General features: G+C 32.7%; 17 protein-coding genes. 8 read left to right on the top strand and 9 right to left on the bottom strand.

Going from position 1 to position 17,254, the window contains the following annotated elements; all coding sequences use genetic code 11:
* Window positions 1-29: 29 nt before the first annotated feature.
* Window positions 30-938: a PorP/SprF family type IX secretion system membrane protein gene (locus ACFSX9_RS03220; protein WP_379804319.1), complete on the top strand. Its 909-nt coding sequence runs from the start codon at window positions 30-32 to the stop codon at window positions 936-938.
* A gap of 11 nt (window positions 939-949) precedes the next feature.
* Window positions 950-2,857, top strand: coding sequence for an OmpA family protein (locus ACFSX9_RS03215; protein WP_379804316.1), 1,908 nt, complete (start codon window positions 950-952; stop codon window positions 2,855-2,857).
* A 77-nt stretch (window positions 2,858-2,934) separates the two neighbouring features.
* Here the strand turns inward: ACFSX9_RS03215 and ACFSX9_RS03210 are convergent, their stop codons facing one another.
* Together ACFSX9_RS03210 and pdxH are read right to left on the bottom strand one after the other, a co-directional pair.
* Window positions 2,935-3,426 carry a CAP domain-containing protein gene (locus ACFSX9_RS03210; RefSeq protein ID WP_379804313.1) on the bottom strand — a complete coding sequence of 164 codons (492 nt, stop codon included), beginning with the start codon at window positions 3,424-3,426 and terminating at the stop codon, window positions 2,935-2,937.
* Between the two features lie 227 nt (window positions 3,427-3,653).
* Window positions 3,654-4,298, bottom strand: a complete 645-nt coding sequence (gene pdxH / locus ACFSX9_RS03205; RefSeq protein ID WP_379804310.1) for a pyridoxamine 5'-phosphate oxidase — start codon at window positions 4,296-4,298, stop codon at window positions 3,654-3,656.
* A gap of 116 nt (window positions 4,299-4,414) precedes the next feature.
* On the opposite strand from pdxH, the gene ACFSX9_RS03200 reads away from it, so the two are divergent.
* From ACFSX9_RS03200 to ACFSX9_RS03190, 3 genes are read left to right on the top strand one after another with little or no spacing between them, the layout of a single operon-like run.
* On the top strand, window positions 4,415-4,957 hold the full coding sequence (locus ACFSX9_RS03200; protein ID WP_379804307.1) for an RNA polymerase sigma factor: 543 nt from the start codon (window positions 4,415-4,417) through the stop codon (window positions 4,955-4,957).
* Between the two features lie 30 nt (window positions 4,958-4,987).
* Window positions 4,988-5,410, top strand: a complete 423-nt coding sequence (locus tag ACFSX9_RS03195) for a hypothetical protein (protein ID WP_379804305.1) — start codon at window positions 4,988-4,990, stop codon at window positions 5,408-5,410.
* 4 nt (window positions 5,411-5,414) lie between these two features.
* A complete protein-coding gene (locus ACFSX9_RS03190) occupies window positions 5,415-5,864 on the top strand; it encodes a sensor of ECF-type sigma factor (RefSeq protein ID WP_379804303.1) in 450 nt (149 codons plus the stop codon).
* A gap of 74 nt (window positions 5,865-5,938) precedes the next feature.
* Here ACFSX9_RS03190 and ACFSX9_RS03185 read toward each other — a convergent pair whose 3' ends face one another.
* A complete protein-coding gene (locus ACFSX9_RS03185) occupies window positions 5,939-6,868 on the bottom strand; it encodes a WD40/YVTN/BNR-like repeat-containing protein (RefSeq protein ID WP_379804300.1) in 930 nt (309 codons plus the stop codon).
* Between the two features lie 264 nt (window positions 6,869-7,132).
* Here ACFSX9_RS03185 and ACFSX9_RS03180 point away from each other — a divergent pair, with 264 nt between their 5' ends.
* The 3 genes from ACFSX9_RS03180 (at window position 7,133) to ACFSX9_RS03170 (ending at window position 10,923) form a co-directional block, all read left to right on the top strand.
* Window positions 7,133-8,440: a hypothetical protein gene (locus ACFSX9_RS03180; RefSeq protein ID WP_379804299.1), complete on the top strand. Its 1,308-nt coding sequence runs from the start codon at window positions 7,133-7,135 to the stop codon at window positions 8,438-8,440.
* A gap of 73 nt (window positions 8,441-8,513) precedes the next feature.
* Complete coding sequence (locus ACFSX9_RS03175) at window positions 8,514-9,731, top strand: RsmB/NOP family class I SAM-dependent RNA methyltransferase (protein WP_379804296.1); 1,218 nt, start codon at window positions 8,514-8,516, stop codon at window positions 9,729-9,731.
* A gap of 1 nt (window position 9,732) precedes the next feature.
* Window positions 9,733-10,923: an endonuclease gene (locus ACFSX9_RS03170; RefSeq protein ID WP_379804294.1), complete on the top strand. Its 1,191-nt coding sequence runs from the start codon at window positions 9,733-9,735 to the stop codon at window positions 10,921-10,923.
* Window positions 10,924-11,032: 109 nt separating this feature from the next.
* Here ACFSX9_RS03170 and ACFSX9_RS03165 read toward each other — a convergent pair whose 3' ends face one another.
* From ACFSX9_RS03165 to ccoN, 6 genes are all read right to left on the bottom strand, one after another.
* Window positions 11,033-11,734: a sulfite exporter TauE/SafE family protein gene (locus ACFSX9_RS03165; RefSeq protein WP_379804292.1), complete on the bottom strand. Its 702-nt coding sequence runs from the start codon at window positions 11,732-11,734 to the stop codon at window positions 11,033-11,035.
* 137 nt (window positions 11,735-11,871) lie between these two features.
* Window positions 11,872-12,318: a FixH family protein gene (locus ACFSX9_RS03160; RefSeq protein ID WP_379804289.1), complete on the bottom strand. Its 447-nt coding sequence runs from the start codon at window positions 12,316-12,318 to the stop codon at window positions 11,872-11,874.
* 15 nt (window positions 12,319-12,333) lie between these two features.
* A complete protein-coding gene (gene ccoG / locus ACFSX9_RS03155; protein ID WP_379804287.1) occupies window positions 12,334-13,758 on the bottom strand; it encodes a cytochrome c oxidase accessory protein CcoG in 1,425 nt (474 codons plus the stop codon).
* A gap of 113 nt (window positions 13,759-13,871) precedes the next feature.
* Window positions 13,872-14,813 carry a cbb3-type cytochrome c oxidase N-terminal domain-containing protein gene (locus ACFSX9_RS03150; RefSeq protein WP_379804284.1) on the bottom strand — a complete coding sequence of 314 codons (942 nt, stop codon included), beginning with the start codon at window positions 14,811-14,813 and terminating at the stop codon, window positions 13,872-13,874.
* A gap of 78 nt (window positions 14,814-14,891) precedes the next feature.
* The gene (locus ACFSX9_RS03145; RefSeq protein WP_379804282.1) at window positions 14,892-15,065 is read right to left on the bottom strand and encodes a CcoQ/FixQ family Cbb3-type cytochrome c oxidase assembly chaperone; all 174 of its coding nucleotides are present in this window, start codon (window positions 15,063-15,065) and stop codon (window positions 14,892-14,894) included.
* Window positions 15,065-17,254, bottom strand: coding sequence for a cytochrome-c oxidase, cbb3-type subunit I (gene ccoN / locus ACFSX9_RS03140; RefSeq protein WP_379804279.1), 2,190 nt, complete (start codon window positions 17,252-17,254; stop codon window positions 15,065-15,067). Before ccoN ends, ACFSX9_RS03145 begins: the two co-directional genes overlap by 1 nt.

The raw sequence follows: 17,254 nt of genomic DNA, 5'->3' as shown, positions 1-17,254 counted from the left end.
AAATTATGGCAATTAAAAATATGAACAATATGAAAACATATATCACTATAATTTGTACACTTATTTTACATGGTTTGAGTTATTCACAACAGGATTCTCAATATACCCAGTATATGTACAACACCGCAAATGTCAATCCGGCATATGCGGGTTCGCGAGGAACTTTAAGTGCTTTCCTTTTGCACCGTAGTCAATGGGTGGGATTAGATGGAGCTCCAGTAACTAATAACTTTAGTATAAGTTCACCTTTAGGCGATTCAGATTTTGGGATGGGATTATCATTTACGAATGATAAAATAGGACCAACATCTGAAAATCAAATTTCTGCAGACTTAGCCTATTTTATTCAAGTTTCTGAAAATTACAAACTGTCTGTAGGATTAAAAGGAACCGCTAATTTATTTAATTTAGACGTAAATAAATTGACTATATATGATCCTTTTGATCCTCAATTTCAAAATGTTGACACTAAATTTTCTCCAAATATTGGTGCTGGTATGTATCTATTTTCTGAAAAAGGATATCTAGGAATATCTGTTCCTAACTTTTTTGAAAGCTATAGATATAATGACAATGATGTAAAGATTAATAAAGAAAAAATGCACTTTTATTTTATAGGAGGATATGCTTTTGATATAAATGAAAATTTAAAATTCAAACCAGCCTTGTTAGCAAAAGTTGTAGAAGGTGCGCCATTGCAAGCAGATGTAACTGCTAATTTCTTATTCTTTGATAAACTAACATTAGGAGCAGCCTACAGATGGGATGCTGCTCTTAGTGGATTAGCTGGTTTCCAAATTTCCGACTCATGGTTTATTGGCTATGGATACGATATGGAAACAACTAAATTAGCACGATATAATTCAGGTTCGCACGAAATATTTCTTCGTTATGAACTTTTTAGTAAAACACGAGTTTCTGCACCAAGATTCTTCTAAAAGATATAATTATGAAAACAAAACACATTTTTATTATCCTTATAGGTATGACCTTTTCAGCTTTTGGCCAATCGTCAAAATTAAAAACAGCTGATAAAAAATATGAACGCTATTCATATATTGATGCAATAGAAATTTATGAAAAAGTAGCTGAGAAAGGTTATAAGTCAGTGGATCTGTATCAAAAACTAGGAAATTCTTACTATTTCAGCGGTGATTTAGATAAAGCTGCAAAAGCTTATGAAGAATTATTTGCACTTAATCAAGAAGTAGATTCTGAATATTATTTTAGATATGCGCAAACCTTGAAGTCGCAAGAAAAATATGAAAAGGCGGATCAATATATGGTGATGTTTAATCAGAAGACGACAGACTCAAGAGGTAAGTTATATGCTGAAAACAAAAATTATATAAAAGATATCAATGCTGTTTCAGGTAAATATACGGTTGAAAATACAGCTATTAATTCTGAATTTTATGATTATGGTCCTTCCTTCTTTGGTAAAAAATTAGTTTTCACTTCATCTAGAAGTGAAGGCAATACACATGCTAAAATTCACGATTGGACTAAGCAAAACTTTACCGACTTATTTGTAACCACAATTGACAATGAAGGAAAACTTTCTGGAGTAGAAAACTTCTCAAGTGAGATCAATACCAAGTTTAATGAGTCCTCTCCTATTTTTACAAAAGATGGTAAAACAATGTATTTCACTAGGAACAATTACAACAACGGTAAAAAAAGAAAAAGTGAGGACAAATTAACTATTTTAGAAAAAATTTATAAGGCTGATTTAGTAGACGGTAAGTGGTCAAACGTTACTGAACTGCCCTTTTGTAGTGACAACTATGCAACAGCACATCCTGCTTTAAGCCCAGACGAGAAAACAATGTATTTTGCATCTGATATGCCAGGCACTTATGGCTTGTCTGATTTATACAAGGTGTCAGTTGCTGCTGACGGAACTTTTGGAACACCAGAAAATTTAGGTCCAGCAATAAATACTGAAGGGCGTGAAACGTTTCCGTTTGTGGATGAGCATAATAATTTATTCTTTGCTTCTAATGGACATCCAGGTTTAGGAGGTTTAGATATTTTTGAGGCTAAAAATGTAAATAATCAATTTCAAAATCCAGAAAACGTCGGGAAACCTATTAACAGTTCAAAAGATGATTTCGGTTATATCTATAAAGACAAACTAGGTTTTTTCTCTTCTAACAGAGAAGGAGACGCGGGATTTGATGACATTTACACGTTTAAAATTTGTACTCATAAATTGTCTGGCTTAATTACAGATATAGTTACTAAAACGATTTTACCAAATTCAAAGGTTATTTTATTTGATGAAAACATGAAAAAAGTAAGTGAAACAACTTCTTCAGACAAAGGTTTATATGAATTTGACATCAATTGTGAAAAAGAATACTATGTAAGAGCTTCTAAAGAAGAATATGAAACAGCTGAAAAATCTTTTGCACCTGTGGAAGTTAAAGGAGAATCTACGCTAAATATTGAACTTAAGCGTAACATTATTCCTATTGAAGAAGGAACAGATTTAGCAAAAGCGCTAGATATAAGCATCATTTACTTTAATTTAGACAAATCCAACATTAGACCTGATGCAGCAGAAGAATTAGAGAAAATTATTGTAGTTCTGAAACAATACCCAACAATGGTAATTGATATTAGATCGCATACAGACAGTCGTCAAACGCATAAATACAATGAGTCACTTTCGGATCGAAGAGCAAAATCTACTCTAGAATTCATGGTTAAAAATGGAATCGACAGAAAAAGATTAAGTGCGAAAGGTTATGGCGAAACGCAATTAATTAATGATTGTTCTGATGGAGTTCCTTGTAGTGAAGCAGAGCACCAAAAAAATAGACGAAGTGAATTTATTATAATTAAAATGTAAGTAGTACTACTCAACATAAAAAAAGCAGCTAAATCCCAGTGAGATAGCTGCTTTTTTACTATTAATCAAACTTTAAACTATTTTTTAATAAACATATTCGTATAATATTTTCTTCCTGCATCGTCCGTTTTAATCGATGCACCAAAGTGACTATAATCACCTTCTAAATTTGCTTTATGACTTGGGCTTGTAGTCCAAGCACTAACTGTAGCTTTTGAAGTATTAAAACCATAAGCCACGTTCTCTCCCACTCTAACAGCGCATAAAACTTGTTTTAAATTCGATTTTCTTTCGCTGAATCCATCATGATTTGCATTTTTAACAGCGATCATATAATCGTTGTGCTGACTTGAAACATGAGAAATATGTTCGATAATCTGAAGTGGAATTAAACCAACAGAAACACGATAAGAATTCACTTCATCTAATAATTCTAATTCATTTACTGCATGTGTATAACTCTTAGCCGTTTCAATAGGATTTGAATTAGAAACATTATCAGAATCTGAAGAACAAGATGTTAGAGAGATAAATGTTAACGCTACGATGGTGATAATAATTTTTTTCATGATTATCTAGTTTTAGATACGTTAATCGGTCAAAAAATCCGATGAAGTGTATTAATTACTAGACAAATGTATAAAACTATCGACCATCTGCAAATAAAATCGATGAACCGCAACAAACTTTAACATATAGTTGGTGATAAGTCATAATAACTGCTAATTTACTTACAGAAAATAAAAAATCCCAACTATAACTAGTTGGGATTCAGGGTGAAAAATATTTTTTAACACTAAGGAGACAGACGATCTATTTTCCATTCGTAATTTTCTTGCAACTTGTACCTTATTCTATCGTGCAAACGATTTGGACGACCTTGCCAAAATTCAACTTCAACAGGACGTACTAAAAATCCACCCCAGTGAGCAGGTCTCAGAATTTCTTTTCCTTCAAAATCTGTTTTTAATTGCTTTAAATTATTTTCTAAGAAAGTTCGGTCTGGGATTATTTCACTTTGTGGTGAAACAATAGCACCGAGTTTACTTCCGTCAGGTCGTGAAGCAAAATAATTGTCGGAAATAATATCCGTTGTTTTTTCAGCAATACCTTTTATAATAATTTGGCGTTCTACCGTTGGCCAAAAAAACGACAAACAAACCTTTGGATTATTTAAGATCGCTTTTCCCTTTTCAGAATTATAATTGGTATAAAAAACAAAACCATCTTCATTAAACTTTTTTAGCAGTACAACTCTAGCTTTTGGAAAACCATCTAGTCCAATTGTATTTACCGTCATGGCATTCACTTCTTCCGCCGCGTTTAATTCTTCTGCTTCATAAAACCATCGGTGAAATAAATTTATTGGATCTTCAGGAATACTATTTTCCAATAATTCACTTTTCTCGTATGACTTTCTATAATTACTTAAATCTTTCATATTGATAAGCTGTTTATAAAGCAAAGTTACAACTCCAAAGCAGAAATACATCAAAACAAAATTTAAAATTAAACCTTTTTGAATATCTTTAGTCTTAAGTAAATAACCTAATTGTTTTGCAAGACGAAAAAGCTTTTATTTTAGAACTATTAAATCCTACTACGCAGAATGAAGCGTTTAGGAAACTCTTGCAATTGTATCAAAAACCATTGTATAATCACGTTAGAGGAATGGTTTTAAATCATGATGATGCTGATGACGTGCTTCAAAATACTTTTGTTAAAATTTTTGGGAATCTAAAAAATTTTAAAGGCGATAGTAAATTGTTTTCTTGGATGTATCGAATTGCCACAAATGAAGCCATTACTTTTATGCAACAAAGAGCTAAAAAGCAAGGGATTTCGAATGAAGAGGTGCAACAAAATGCAATTAACAGTTTAGAAAGTGATGTGTATTTTGATGGCAATGAAATCCAACTCAAACTACAAAAGGCAATTGCCATTTTACCTGAAAAACAGCAATTAGTATTTAAAATGAAATACTTTCAAGAATTAAAATATGAAGAAATGTCTGAAATTTTAGAAACTTCTGTTGGTGCTCTGAAAGCAAGTTATCACCTTGCAGTTAAGAAAGTTGAACATTTTTTAAAAACAAATTAAACCTTTACGAATTTTAATTGTCTAATGAATATGAAACCATTTGATATAGAACATAACGAAAAAGTAGCAACTGGATTTAAAATTCCAGAAAATTATTTTGAACAATTTGAAGCTAAAATGATGGCGCAACTTCCAGTTGAAAAAGAAGTCAAAGTAATTTCTATTTTCCACAAAAAACAACTTTGGATGAGCAGCATCGCAGCCTTGGTTTTGCTAGCAATCGCCATTCCTGTTTACTTTAATATGGCAAATGAAACTAAGTTAGACGCTTCTACAATTGAAAATTACTTAGCGAAACAACATACAATTACGAACAATGAACTGATTAATCATTTAACAGATGATGATATTAAAGAATTAGAAACATCGCTCGGAGTTACAGTTGCAAACACAGATGGAATTGAATCTTATTTATCAGAAACGCAAAACTTAGATTATATTTTAAACGAATAATATTATGATAAGAAAATTTATACTACCGATTTTATTTCTTCTTGTTACCACTATTTCTTTAGCGCAAGGACATAAAGAAAAGCAGGAGAAGATTAAAGCGCTAAAAGTAGCTTACATCACAGAACAATTAGAATTGACTGCAGATGAAGCCCAAAAATTTTGGCCAATTTACAACGACCTACAAGAGAAACAATTTGACTTACGTCACGAAAAAATGCGAGCCATTTTAAATAAATTAGAAGCTGGAAGCATCGAGAAGTTATCTGATAAAGAAGCTTCTAGTTTATTAACTCAAATGGAAAATATTGAAGAGAATTTATTCGCGCTTCAAAAGAAATATACTAAAGACTTACAAGGAATTATGAGTGACAAAAAAATAATGAAACTTAAAAAGGCGGAAGTTGATTTTAACAGACATTTATTGAAACAAATGCGCGAAAAACACAAAAATTAATATAAGAAGGTTACTAATTGCCAATTGGAATATGTTTTAGAATCTGAAACTAATTCCAATTGGCAATTACTATTTTACTTAATTTCAAATTTTACTACTTTATTTTTTCCTGTTGCATAAAACGTTTTTTCGGAAGCAAATCTAAACGTAAAGAAGGCTTTATCGTCTGAAAATTTAATCCAATTCTTTCCGAAATCTTCCGAATAAAACATCCCTGTTCCTCCCACTGAAATTAATTTTCTTCCATTACTATTTGGAACAAACTGAACACAGGAAGCATAACCAAACGCTTCATTTTCTGCTATTAAATCCCAAGTTTTTCCACCATTTGTCGTAATTGCTTTATTGCCAAAATTTTGTTCTTGTTTGACGTAATTTCCACCAGCGATAATTCCCGTTTTGGTATCGTAAAAATCCGCAGTGAAGATTCCAGTCATTTCTTCGCCTTGAATTATTGGCGTGTTGTAAACATTCCAAGTTTTTCCAAAATTATTCGAAACAAAAACACGCGATTTTTTGCCACCTGAAACCATAAAAATGCTTTTACCTTTTACAATTAAATTCGTATTACTGGTTGCAAAACCTCCTTCTCCTTCTTCCACTTTTGGCAAATTATCACAAGAAACTTTTTGCCAGGAATTTCCGCCATCAGCTGTTCTGATAAAAGACAAACAATTCCCAATTGGATCACCCATTGCAAAACCATTCAAATCATTAGCAAATTGCATACTGTCGTAAAAAACTTTTTCGTCTTCTTCTTTATAAACTATGGTTTCTTGTTTGCTTTTTTTATCAATCTTCAACAATACTGCAGGATTTCCAACTGTTAAAATAAAAACCGATTCTTTTGTCATTGCGATACTTCGGAATTCAGTTGAATTTGCTACAAGTCTAATTGTTTTCAAAATTAAAGTATCTTTTTTCTTATCGTAATAACCAAATCTTCCTTGATCCATTCCCAACCAAATATAATCCTGATCCACTAAAATGGCTCTGCAACTCATTTTTTGACTTGAAAGGATTTCGCTTTGGAACTTTGGGCCCACCCAACTATTTTGTTTTGTAGCACATCCAAAGCAACAAATTAGTACTAAAAAGAAATAATTTTTCATAAGTATAAATTATTTTTCAAATATAAAGATTTCAATCGAATAAAATAAAAAATACAAATCATTAATATTCAAATACTTGCCGTTAAATTTAAAAATTGGCACAGAAATTGGATAATCAAAATCAAGAAAAATGTGTTTAACCTTAATACGGAAATTATGAGAACGAAAATACTGACTTTGAGCGCAATTACTATGTTATCGATAACGTCGCTAGTAGCTCAAGATAAAACCACAGTTAGAGCAAAAAGTGCTGACATTAGTGATAACTTAGATTTGAGAGCCATTGCAACAGTATTTGGTGACGCATCTAATTTAGAAGATTTTGAAAACAGAATAAACGATCCAAAAGCTCAAATTTCAAATTTAGATTTGAATAATGACAATTACGTAGATTATTTACGTGTAATTGAATCTGTTGAAGGAAATGCGCATTTAGTGATTGTTCAAGCGGTTTTAGAAAAAGATGTTTACCAAGATGTTGCCACCATTGAAGTGCAAAAAGACCGAAATAATAAAGTGCAAGTACAAGTTGTGGGTGATGTTTATATGTATGGTGAAAATTATATTTACGAACCAGTTTATGTGCACAATCCGGTAATTTATACTACGTTTTGGGTAACCAATTATCGTCCGTATTATTCTTCTTGGCATTGGAATTATTATCCAAGTTATTACACGTATTGGGCTCCATACCCAATTTACAGATATAGAAATAACGTTCACATTCATATTAACTACGGTCACTCCTATCATTACGTAACCAATAGAAGATGCCAGGTTGCATACTCTTCTTATTATGGAAGGAGAGGGAATGGTTATGAAACAAGATACCCGAATCGTTCATTTTCGCACCGAAATGCAGGTTATGCAAACCGTCAAGAATTAGATAATAATAGAAGAGTAAATTCGCCAAGAGGAAGAAATGAAATGGCTGGAACTAATTCTAGAAACAGCGATTCAAATGGAACCAGAGGAAATAGAGAAGCTAATTCTTCACCAAGAACTAGAGAAGCGAATGGTTCTAGAGATGCAAATACGACACCAAGAACTAGAGAAGCAAATGTAACTAGAGATGCGAATACAAATCCACGAACTAGAACAGCGGAAGTTTCTTCAACAAGAAATGAATCTACTCCTAGAGCAAATTCGACAAGAACGGAAACAAATTCACCTAGACAAAGAGAAGCAAATGTAGCAACAAGAACAAATACTCCAAGAAATTCACCAAGAGCAGAAAGCCCAAGAAGTTCTTCGGAACCAAGAGCATCTGCACCACGAGCTGAAAATCAAAGAAGTTCTTCTCCAACGCGATCAAGTGCGCCAAGTGCTGGAAACCAGAGAAGCTCTTCGCAATCTAGTCCTAAAATGAGTTCACCTAGAGGTGATTCAGGTCAACGAAATAGTTCACAGAGAAGTGATTCGGGCTCAAGAAGTTCAGGTTCTCGAACCACTGGAAGAGGATAAATCATAAAGCTGCCAAATAAGGCAGCTTTTTTTATTTAAATTCGTATCTTTGCAAGCTGATTTAAAATATAAAATGAGATTACATAGAAATTTAGTGTTCACAACGATTGATTCCCTAATGGCGATTTTCAATGACGGTGAATATGCTGATAAAGTGGTTGCTAGAGCTTTAAAAAAAGACAAACGTTGGGGAAGTACGGATAGAAAATTCGTTGCAGAAACAATTTATGAAATTGTTCGATGGAAACGTCTATACGTGGAAATTGCAGAAGTAAGAGAACCATTTGATAGAGATAAAATTTGGAGAATATTCGCAGTTTGGGCTGTATTAAGAGGATATACCCTACCCGATTGGAAATATTTCGAAGAAACACCTGTGAGAAGAATCAAAGGTAAATTTGACGAATTAACAAAAACTAGAAAATTCAAAGAGTCTATTCCAGACTGGATGGACGAATTAGGTGTTAAGGAATTGGGTGAAGAAATTTGGACCAAAGAATTAGCGGCTCAAAACCAACAAGCGAAAGTAATTCTAAGAGTAAATCGTTTAAAAACGACGAAAGAAAAACTTAGAGCGATGTTGATGGATTTAAACATAGTAACGGAGTTTAACAAAGAATATCCAGATGCTTTAATCTTAACGGAGAGAGCGAATGTGTTTTTAACAGATGCATTTAGAGACGGTTTATTTGAAGTTCAAGATGCTTCCTCTCAACTAGTTGCTTATTTCTTGGATGTAAAGCCAGGAATGAAAGTTGTAGACACTTGTGCTGGTGCTGGTGGAAAAACGTTGCATTTGGCTTCTTTAATGGAAAACAAAGGGCAAATTATTGCAATGGATTTATATGAAAGTAAATTAAAGCAATTAAAAATTCGTGCTAAACGAAATGGTGCATTTAATATTGAACCAAGAGTTATTGAAGGCACAAAAACAATAAAAAAATTACACGAAAAAGCGGATAGAGTATTAATTGATGCGCCTTGTAGTGGTTTAGGAGTTTTGAAAAGAAACCCTGATAGCAAATGGAAATTGCAACCTGAATTCATTGAAAACATCAAGAAAATTCAAGCGGAAGTATTAGAAAATTATTCAAAAATCGTAAAACCAGGCGGTAAATTAGTTTATGCTACTTGTTCTGTTTTACCTTCAGAGAATCAAGAGCAAATTGAGCATTTCTTAACTACAGAAATTGGAAAAGAATTTACTTTTGTTCAAGATAGAAAGGTTTTAGCGCACGAAAGTGGTTTTGACGGTTTTTACATGGCATTATTAGAACGAAAAAATAAATAGCATGAAGAAAAACTTTACCTTATTATTGGTTTTAACTTCATTCCTCGCATTAGCGCAACCAGCCGGATATTATAATGCAGCAACAGGAACAGGTTATGCATTAAAAACGCAGCTAAAAAAAATAATTGATGACGTAAATGATGGATTATCTCCTGAATTTTTACATATTGATAGAGGTTATGGTTCTGGGACTAATACTAATAATAATGGTTTATGGACTGCTTATAAAACCACTGATAGAGATTTAGGTATTGGTTATGAAAATGACAATACAATAGTAGATATGTATTCTGAAAATCCGAATGCTACCGATCCTTATAATTATAATTACAATACAGCTTCTTCCGGAAATAATGGACAATGTGGTACCTATAGTGGTGAAGGTGACTGCTACAATAGAGAACATTTAGTGCCACAAGCTTATTTTAGTCATTATCAAATTGATCCAATGAAAAATGATCCCAATTTTGTTTTTCCAACTGATGGTAAAGTAAATTCTATAAGAGATAATTATCCATTCGGTCCAGTTTCTGTAGCAAATTACACTTCAGGTAACGGTTCAAAAAGAGGTTCAAACGTTAACTCTGGATATTCCGCAGGCTACAACAATACTGTATTTGAACCTATTGATGAATTTAAGGGGGATATAGCTAGATCTGTTTTGTATTTTGCTACGCGTTATGAAGATTTATTAGGTAACTTTTATACAGGAACAAACGTTAGGTCAAAAGATATGTTTGATGGTTCTTCTGATAAAGTCTTTTCAAACACCTTTTTGAATATTTTAATAACTTGGCATTTACAAGATCCTGTTAGCACAAAAGAAATAATCAGAAACAATGCTATTTATGCTTTTCAATCTAATAGAAATCCATATATTGACCATCCTGAATATGTTTGCCAAATATGGTCTGCAACTTGTGCTAATTTATCATCTGATAGTTTTGCTTTGGACAACAATATAACTATTTATCCAAACCCAGCGCTGAACAATGAAGTTTATGTAACAGCTACGACAGAATTAAAAACAATAGTTTTGTACAACGTTAATGGACAAATCATACAAGAGATTAAAAACCCTTCTAAAGTTGAAAATAACACGTATAAAGTATCTAATTTACCTAAAGGATTTTACTTAATGCAATTAGGAACAGAAAATGCTTCAACTACTAAGAAGTTGATTGTAAACTAAACATTTAGAAGTTATAAAGTAGAAAAGCATCACGTTAAGTGATGCTTTTTTTATTGAATAAAAAGAGTGCTAGGAGAAAATCTTATTTCTCTTTTTCTATTAACTACAATTAATGACAATCTGCTTCGGGTTGCACAAATAAGCTTGTATTGCTTGGTGAAATATAAGGAATGTCTAATCCTAAACCTCTAATAATAAATAACATTCCGATTAGTACTGCAATTACTGGAATTGCTTTTTGAATCTTTCCTCTTAAGGAAAATGACATCACATCTGAAACATAAACCACTGCTGTTAACATTGGAATTGTTCCTATTCCGAATAGAATCATATAAAGAACACCTAATGATACACTTTGCATGGCTGTAGCACCAAAAATAGCCACATAAACCATTCCGCAAGGAAGAAACCCATTTAACAAACCGATGGTAAATAATGACTTATAACTTTTCTTCTTGAATTGCTGCCCCAGACTCGACTTTACTTTCATAATAATCTTGTAAACAGGTTTCGAGAAATTATATTTAGCAAATACTTTTTCAGGAACTAGCGCCACGACTATCATCAAAATCCCTACGACTATTGACAATTGCTGTTGCATTCCGGCTAAGTAAAAGCTTTTCCCTAATAATCCAAAAATCAGACCTAAACTACCGTACGCAACCAATTTACCAATATGATAAGTTATAATTTGAGTTACTTTTTTGGCTTGATTATTTCTATCGACAGGTAACATCATAGCAATGGGTCCGCACATTCCTACGCAGTGAAAGCTACTAATTAAACCAAAGATAAAAGCTGAATAAAGCATAAGAATTAAATTTCAAAAATAAAATTGTATTTTCTAAATAAATCTAAAAACAAGAGGTAAAAATATTGCTATAAAATGTATAGTGCATAGTAAACCTTCGATTCAATATACACTATACAAAACTACTTTATAACTTACTAAAAATAAACAGTTTCTTTATTTAAGTAGTCTTTTCCATCATATTTCCAATCTACAGAAACATCCCAAATACCACCTGTCAAACTACTCTCAGGTATCAGTAAATGAGTACTACTTAGCTCAATCTTAAATTCAAAATCTAATTTTTGACTTGAAGGCCTGTATAAAGATACTTTTCCTTCAATTTTTGAATAATCGAAATCCGCTGGAAATTCTACTTGAATTCCCTGATCATTCTTCTTTATTGTCACTTTTGTATTTAAAGCATTAGCATTATCTCTCTTTTCATTATCATAATTAACAGCACCTTCCGCTTTGTAATAATCTTTTGTTACTAACTCATTATCATACTTTGAATCTGTTTGTACTTTATAAACAAAGAATAAAATAAAAATCATAAACAAACCAAAAGCAATTACAATCCCTGTTCCCCAATTAATTTTCATATCTGTAAATTTTATTTAAAACGTTCGTGGACCCATAAAGTTGGTGGTAGCAGTTTCTATCAGCTTATCGCCGCTGTATACTTCAATCACGATCACCATCTTATCATCTTCTAAAAGTGCCTGATTAATTTCAACAAACATTGTTCCTTGAACCAATCCTTGCTCTTTAATTACAATAGCTTCTTTACCTACTAATATAATTTCACCTTTGGCATCTCTTAGTTTGAAATTAATATCCTTTAATTCTCTCACGGTTTTGTTCACAATTTTAAAAGTAAACACATTACTAATGTTATCACCTTTGTGCTCAAACATTTGACCTGGCATTCTTAAAACTGTTGCTTCCACATCATTACGTAAAAATAGCATCGAGATCAGAACACCTATTAATATAAGTAAAACCGCAATATACCCCTTCATTCGAAGTGTTAATTTAAATTTACGCTTGTTGACAATTTCATCTTCACTAGCATAACGAATTAACCCTTTTGGTAAACCGACTTTTTCCATAACGATATCGCATTCGTCAATACACGCCGTACAGTTTACACATTCTAACTGCGTACCATTACGAATATCAATTCCGGTAGGACAAACTACAACACATTGGTTACAATCGATACAATCTCCATAACCAGCGGCTTCTCTATCTTCTCCGTTTCTCCATTTTTTTCTACCATTCTCTCCTTCACCTCTTACGTGATCATAAGATACATTAATTGATTTATTATCTAGTAGTACACCTTGCATTCTTCCGTAAGGGCACGCAATTATACATACTTGTTCTCTAAACCAAGCAAAAACAAAATAGAAAATTCCGGTAAAAATTAATAAAGGAATTAGTGTACTTTTATTAGCTGCAGGTCCTTCAGTTACCAGTTTGAGTAGCTCATCACTACCAATTAAATATGCTAAGAAAACATTCGCGATGAAGAATGAAAAAATAAAAAAGATAGTCCATTTAATAGCTCTTTTTCTTATTTTTTCAGCATTCCATTTCTGTCTGTCCAAGCGCAATTGAGAACCTCTGTCACCATCAATCCAGTATTCAATTCTTCTAAAAACCATTTCCATAAAAATAGTTTGAGGACAAAACCATCCACAAAATATTCTTCCGAAAGCTACAGTAAATAATGTTAAACCCACTACTCCAACAATCATTGACATCACAAATAAATAAAAATCTTGTGGCCAAAAGGGAAGTCCGAAAATATTAAACCTACGTTCCATGATGTTAAACATCAAAAACTGATTTCCATTAATCTTAATAAAAGGAGCAACTATTAAAGCTACCAATAATATGTAACTAAGTATTTTTCTTTTCTCGTAATACGGGCCAGAAGGTTTTTTTGGAAAAACGTAATTTCTTTTTCCATCTTCAGAAATAGTAGAAATACTATCTCTAAAACTTTCGTCTGGCAAATTTTGATGATTAGACATAATTTATACTTTTTTTAAGTGCTTATATTTTAATTTAAAAAAGGTTTTGGGGTTCTCCCAAAACCTTTTTAGTTTTATTATTGCGTTGCCATTTAACAACGTAAAATAATTATTTATTCTGCCATAGGAGCCATTGCATCTGCTACAGGTGCATCAGCTGCGGGAGTGACTGCTTCATCAACCCAAATTTTCGCATCTGGTTCAGTTGGTTTTGGTTCTTTTGGATTAGAACCTTGCAATGAAAGTACATAACTAGCTAATTTTTGTAAATCAGTTGGTTTAATTTGGTCTTTCCAAGGAATCATTCCTTTACCAGGTCTCCCACCTTCCATCAAAGTGTTGAATACGTTTTTAACACCACCACCTAAAATCCAATATTCATCTGTTAAGTTAGGTCCAATTGCTCCTCCTCCATCTGGTCTGTGACAAGCAATACAGTTTGCATCATATATTTTTTTACCTTCAGCTAAAGCGCCAGCATCTGTTAATAAAACAACTTTATCCATATCCATTTGGTCTGGAGCTGTTTTTAAATAAGCTTCAACTTCTTTGTCTTTTTCAGCCATTTCAGTTAAAAACTCTTCGTCCTGCGTGTAATCACCAATTACATGGAAACGAACCATATAAACGATAGCAAAAATGATACCTGCCCAAAACAACCCAACCCACCATGGTGGTAAAACGTTGTCTAGCTCTTTAATACCGTCATAATCGTGCTCTAGCATTACGTCATTCTCTTCCTCTATATCTTTCGTACGAGTTAGTTTCTGAACTAAACCTTGATAAAATTTACTTTCGGTAAAAGGTACTGATTCAGCAACTGCCAATTGATTTTTCTGTTCTTCAGATAATAAATGGTATGTAACTTTATCCATGGCACTAACTACAACTTCAATTGCAATTAATAAAAATAGAAATATAGCTAAGAATAAAGAAACCATAGGGAACTTTATAAAAGCTGGCAACTCTCCAGAGTCAATAAAATATTCCAATGCTACAAACACAATTGCAAAAAGTAGTAGCACTCTTACATATGATGGAAATAATTTTTTCATTTGATTAATTTTTAAATTTTGATAACGATAACTTTTTATAAACTTCCTCTCTCAAAACTAAGAGAGGAAGCTGTTTATTTATTTTTCATCTTTGAATGGTAAATCACTCAATTCTTTAATTTTCTCTTTACTATAAGTCATTGCCCAAATAAAGAAAGCAACGAATATTATGAAGAATAAAGTCAATGAAATTATCGGATAGATATCAACGCCGCTGATAGTTTCTAAATTATGTTTGATAAACTTTAGCATTATTCGGCTTTTTTAACTTTTATATCTGTACCCATACGTTGTAGGTAAGCAATAAGAGCAACAATCTCTCTATCTTTCATTGGCACAAAAGTTTCCCCTTTAGCCGCAGCTTGTTTCTTACTCATTTCATAAGATTTTACAAAATCTGGATCATCATGTAAATTTTTCTCGATTTTGGCTGATTGTTCTTCAATACTTTTTCTAGCATTTGTAATATCTGCTGGCGTATATGGAACTCCTAAAGTTACCATTACATCCATTTTCTTCTCGATTAAAGAATTATCCAAAGGTTCGTTATCAAATAACCATTTATAAGCTGGCATTATAGATTTTTCATCCATACGCTGTGGACTCCACATGTGATTAAAGTGCCAGTTATCGTTATATTTCCCACCAATTCTCATTAAATCTGGACCAGTTCTTTTAGAACCCCATAAGAATGGGTGATCGTAAACATATTCTCCTGATTTAGAGTATTCACCGTAACGTTTTACTTCCGAACGGAAAGGTCTAATCATTTGAGAGTGACAGTTGTTACACCCTTCTCTGATATATAAATCTCTACCTTGTAATTCTAATGGTGAATAAGGTTTCACAGTAGAAATTGTAGGAATATTAGATTTTACTACAATAATAGGTACAATCTGAACAATACCTCCAATTGCTACGGCAATAGTAGTTAAAATTGTGAATTGAACTGGTTTTCTTTCTAACCAAGAATGCCATTTTTCACCTTTTAATTGTTTTCCTGATATCGCTGCTAATGGAGCTGCTTCTGCTAATTCATCTTCAAAAGCAGAACCTTGTCTAACCGTTCTAATAATATTATATACCAAAACTAAAAGTCCAATGAAGTATAAAGTACCTCCTATTGCTCTCATAATGTACATTGGCATAATCTCAGTAACTGTTTCTAAGAAGTTACCATACACTAAAGTTCCGTCTGGATGAAATTGTTTCCACATTGATGCTTGTAAAAAACCAGCAACATACATTGGTAAAGTATAAAGAATAACCCCTAAAGTACCAATCCAAAAGTGGAAATTAGCTAATTTTTCAGAGAATAATTTGGTTTTTGTCATTCTTGGGATCAACCAATAAATCATACCAAACGCCATGAAACCATTCCACGCAAGAGTTCCTACGTGAACGTGAGCTACGATCCAATCCGTAAAGTGAGCAATAGCATTTACGTTTTTCAACGATAACATTGGTCCTTCAAAAGTTGACATACCGTAACCTGTAATAGCTACAACGTAAAACTTAAGAACTGAATCTTCTCTTACTTTATCCCAAACACCTCTTAAAGTTAACAATCCATTAATCATACCACCCCAAGATGGTGCTAATAACATAATTGAGAAAGCTACACCTAAATTCTGCGCCCAATCTGGAAGTGAAGAATATAATAAATGGTGAGGTCCAGCCCAAATGTAAATGAAGATTAACGACCAGAAGTGAATAATAGATAATCTGTAAGAATATACAGGACGATTAGCTGCTTTAGGTACAAAATAATACATCAAACCTAAGAATGGTGTCGTCAGGAAGAATGCCACCGCATTATGTCCATACCACCATTGCACTAAAGCATCTTGAACTCCTGCATATACTGAGTAAGATTTCATTGAAGTAAATGAAACCGGAATCTCTAAACTGTTAAAAATATGAAGTAAAGCAACTGCAATAAACGTAGCAAGATAGAACCAGATCGCTACATAAATATGACGTTCTCTTCTTTTAATAATCGTACCAATCATATTCACACCAAACGAAACCCAAATTAAAGCAATGGCAATATCAAATGGCCATTCTAATTCTGCGTATTCTTTTGATGTAGTATAACCTAAAGGTAAAGTGATTGCAGCACCTAAAATAATTAACTGCCAACCCCAAAAGTTAAGCTTACTTAAAAAATCACTATACATTCTTGTTTTTAACAAACGTTGTAGTGAGTAATATGCCCCTGCAAATACAGCATTTCCGACGAAAGCGAAAATTACAGCATTAGTATGCAAAGGTCTTAGTCTCCCGTAACTCAACCACGGAATCCCGTCTGTTAAGTTTGGAAACAAATATAAGAAGGCTACTAAAAGCCCTACAAGCATTCCGATGACTCCAAAAGCAATTGAAGCGTAAAGGAAGTTTCTTACAATTTTGTTGTCGTAATAAAATTGTTGCTTCTCCAT

Origin of the sequence: Flavobacterium ardleyense, assembly GCF_042686085.1 — a bacterium.
GTDB lineage: Bacteria > Bacteroidota > Bacteroidia > Flavobacteriales > Flavobacteriaceae > Flavobacterium > Flavobacterium ardleyense.
The sequence above is the reverse complement of the archived record's forward strand: the minus strand, read 5'-3'. Positions and strand labels throughout refer to the sequence as shown.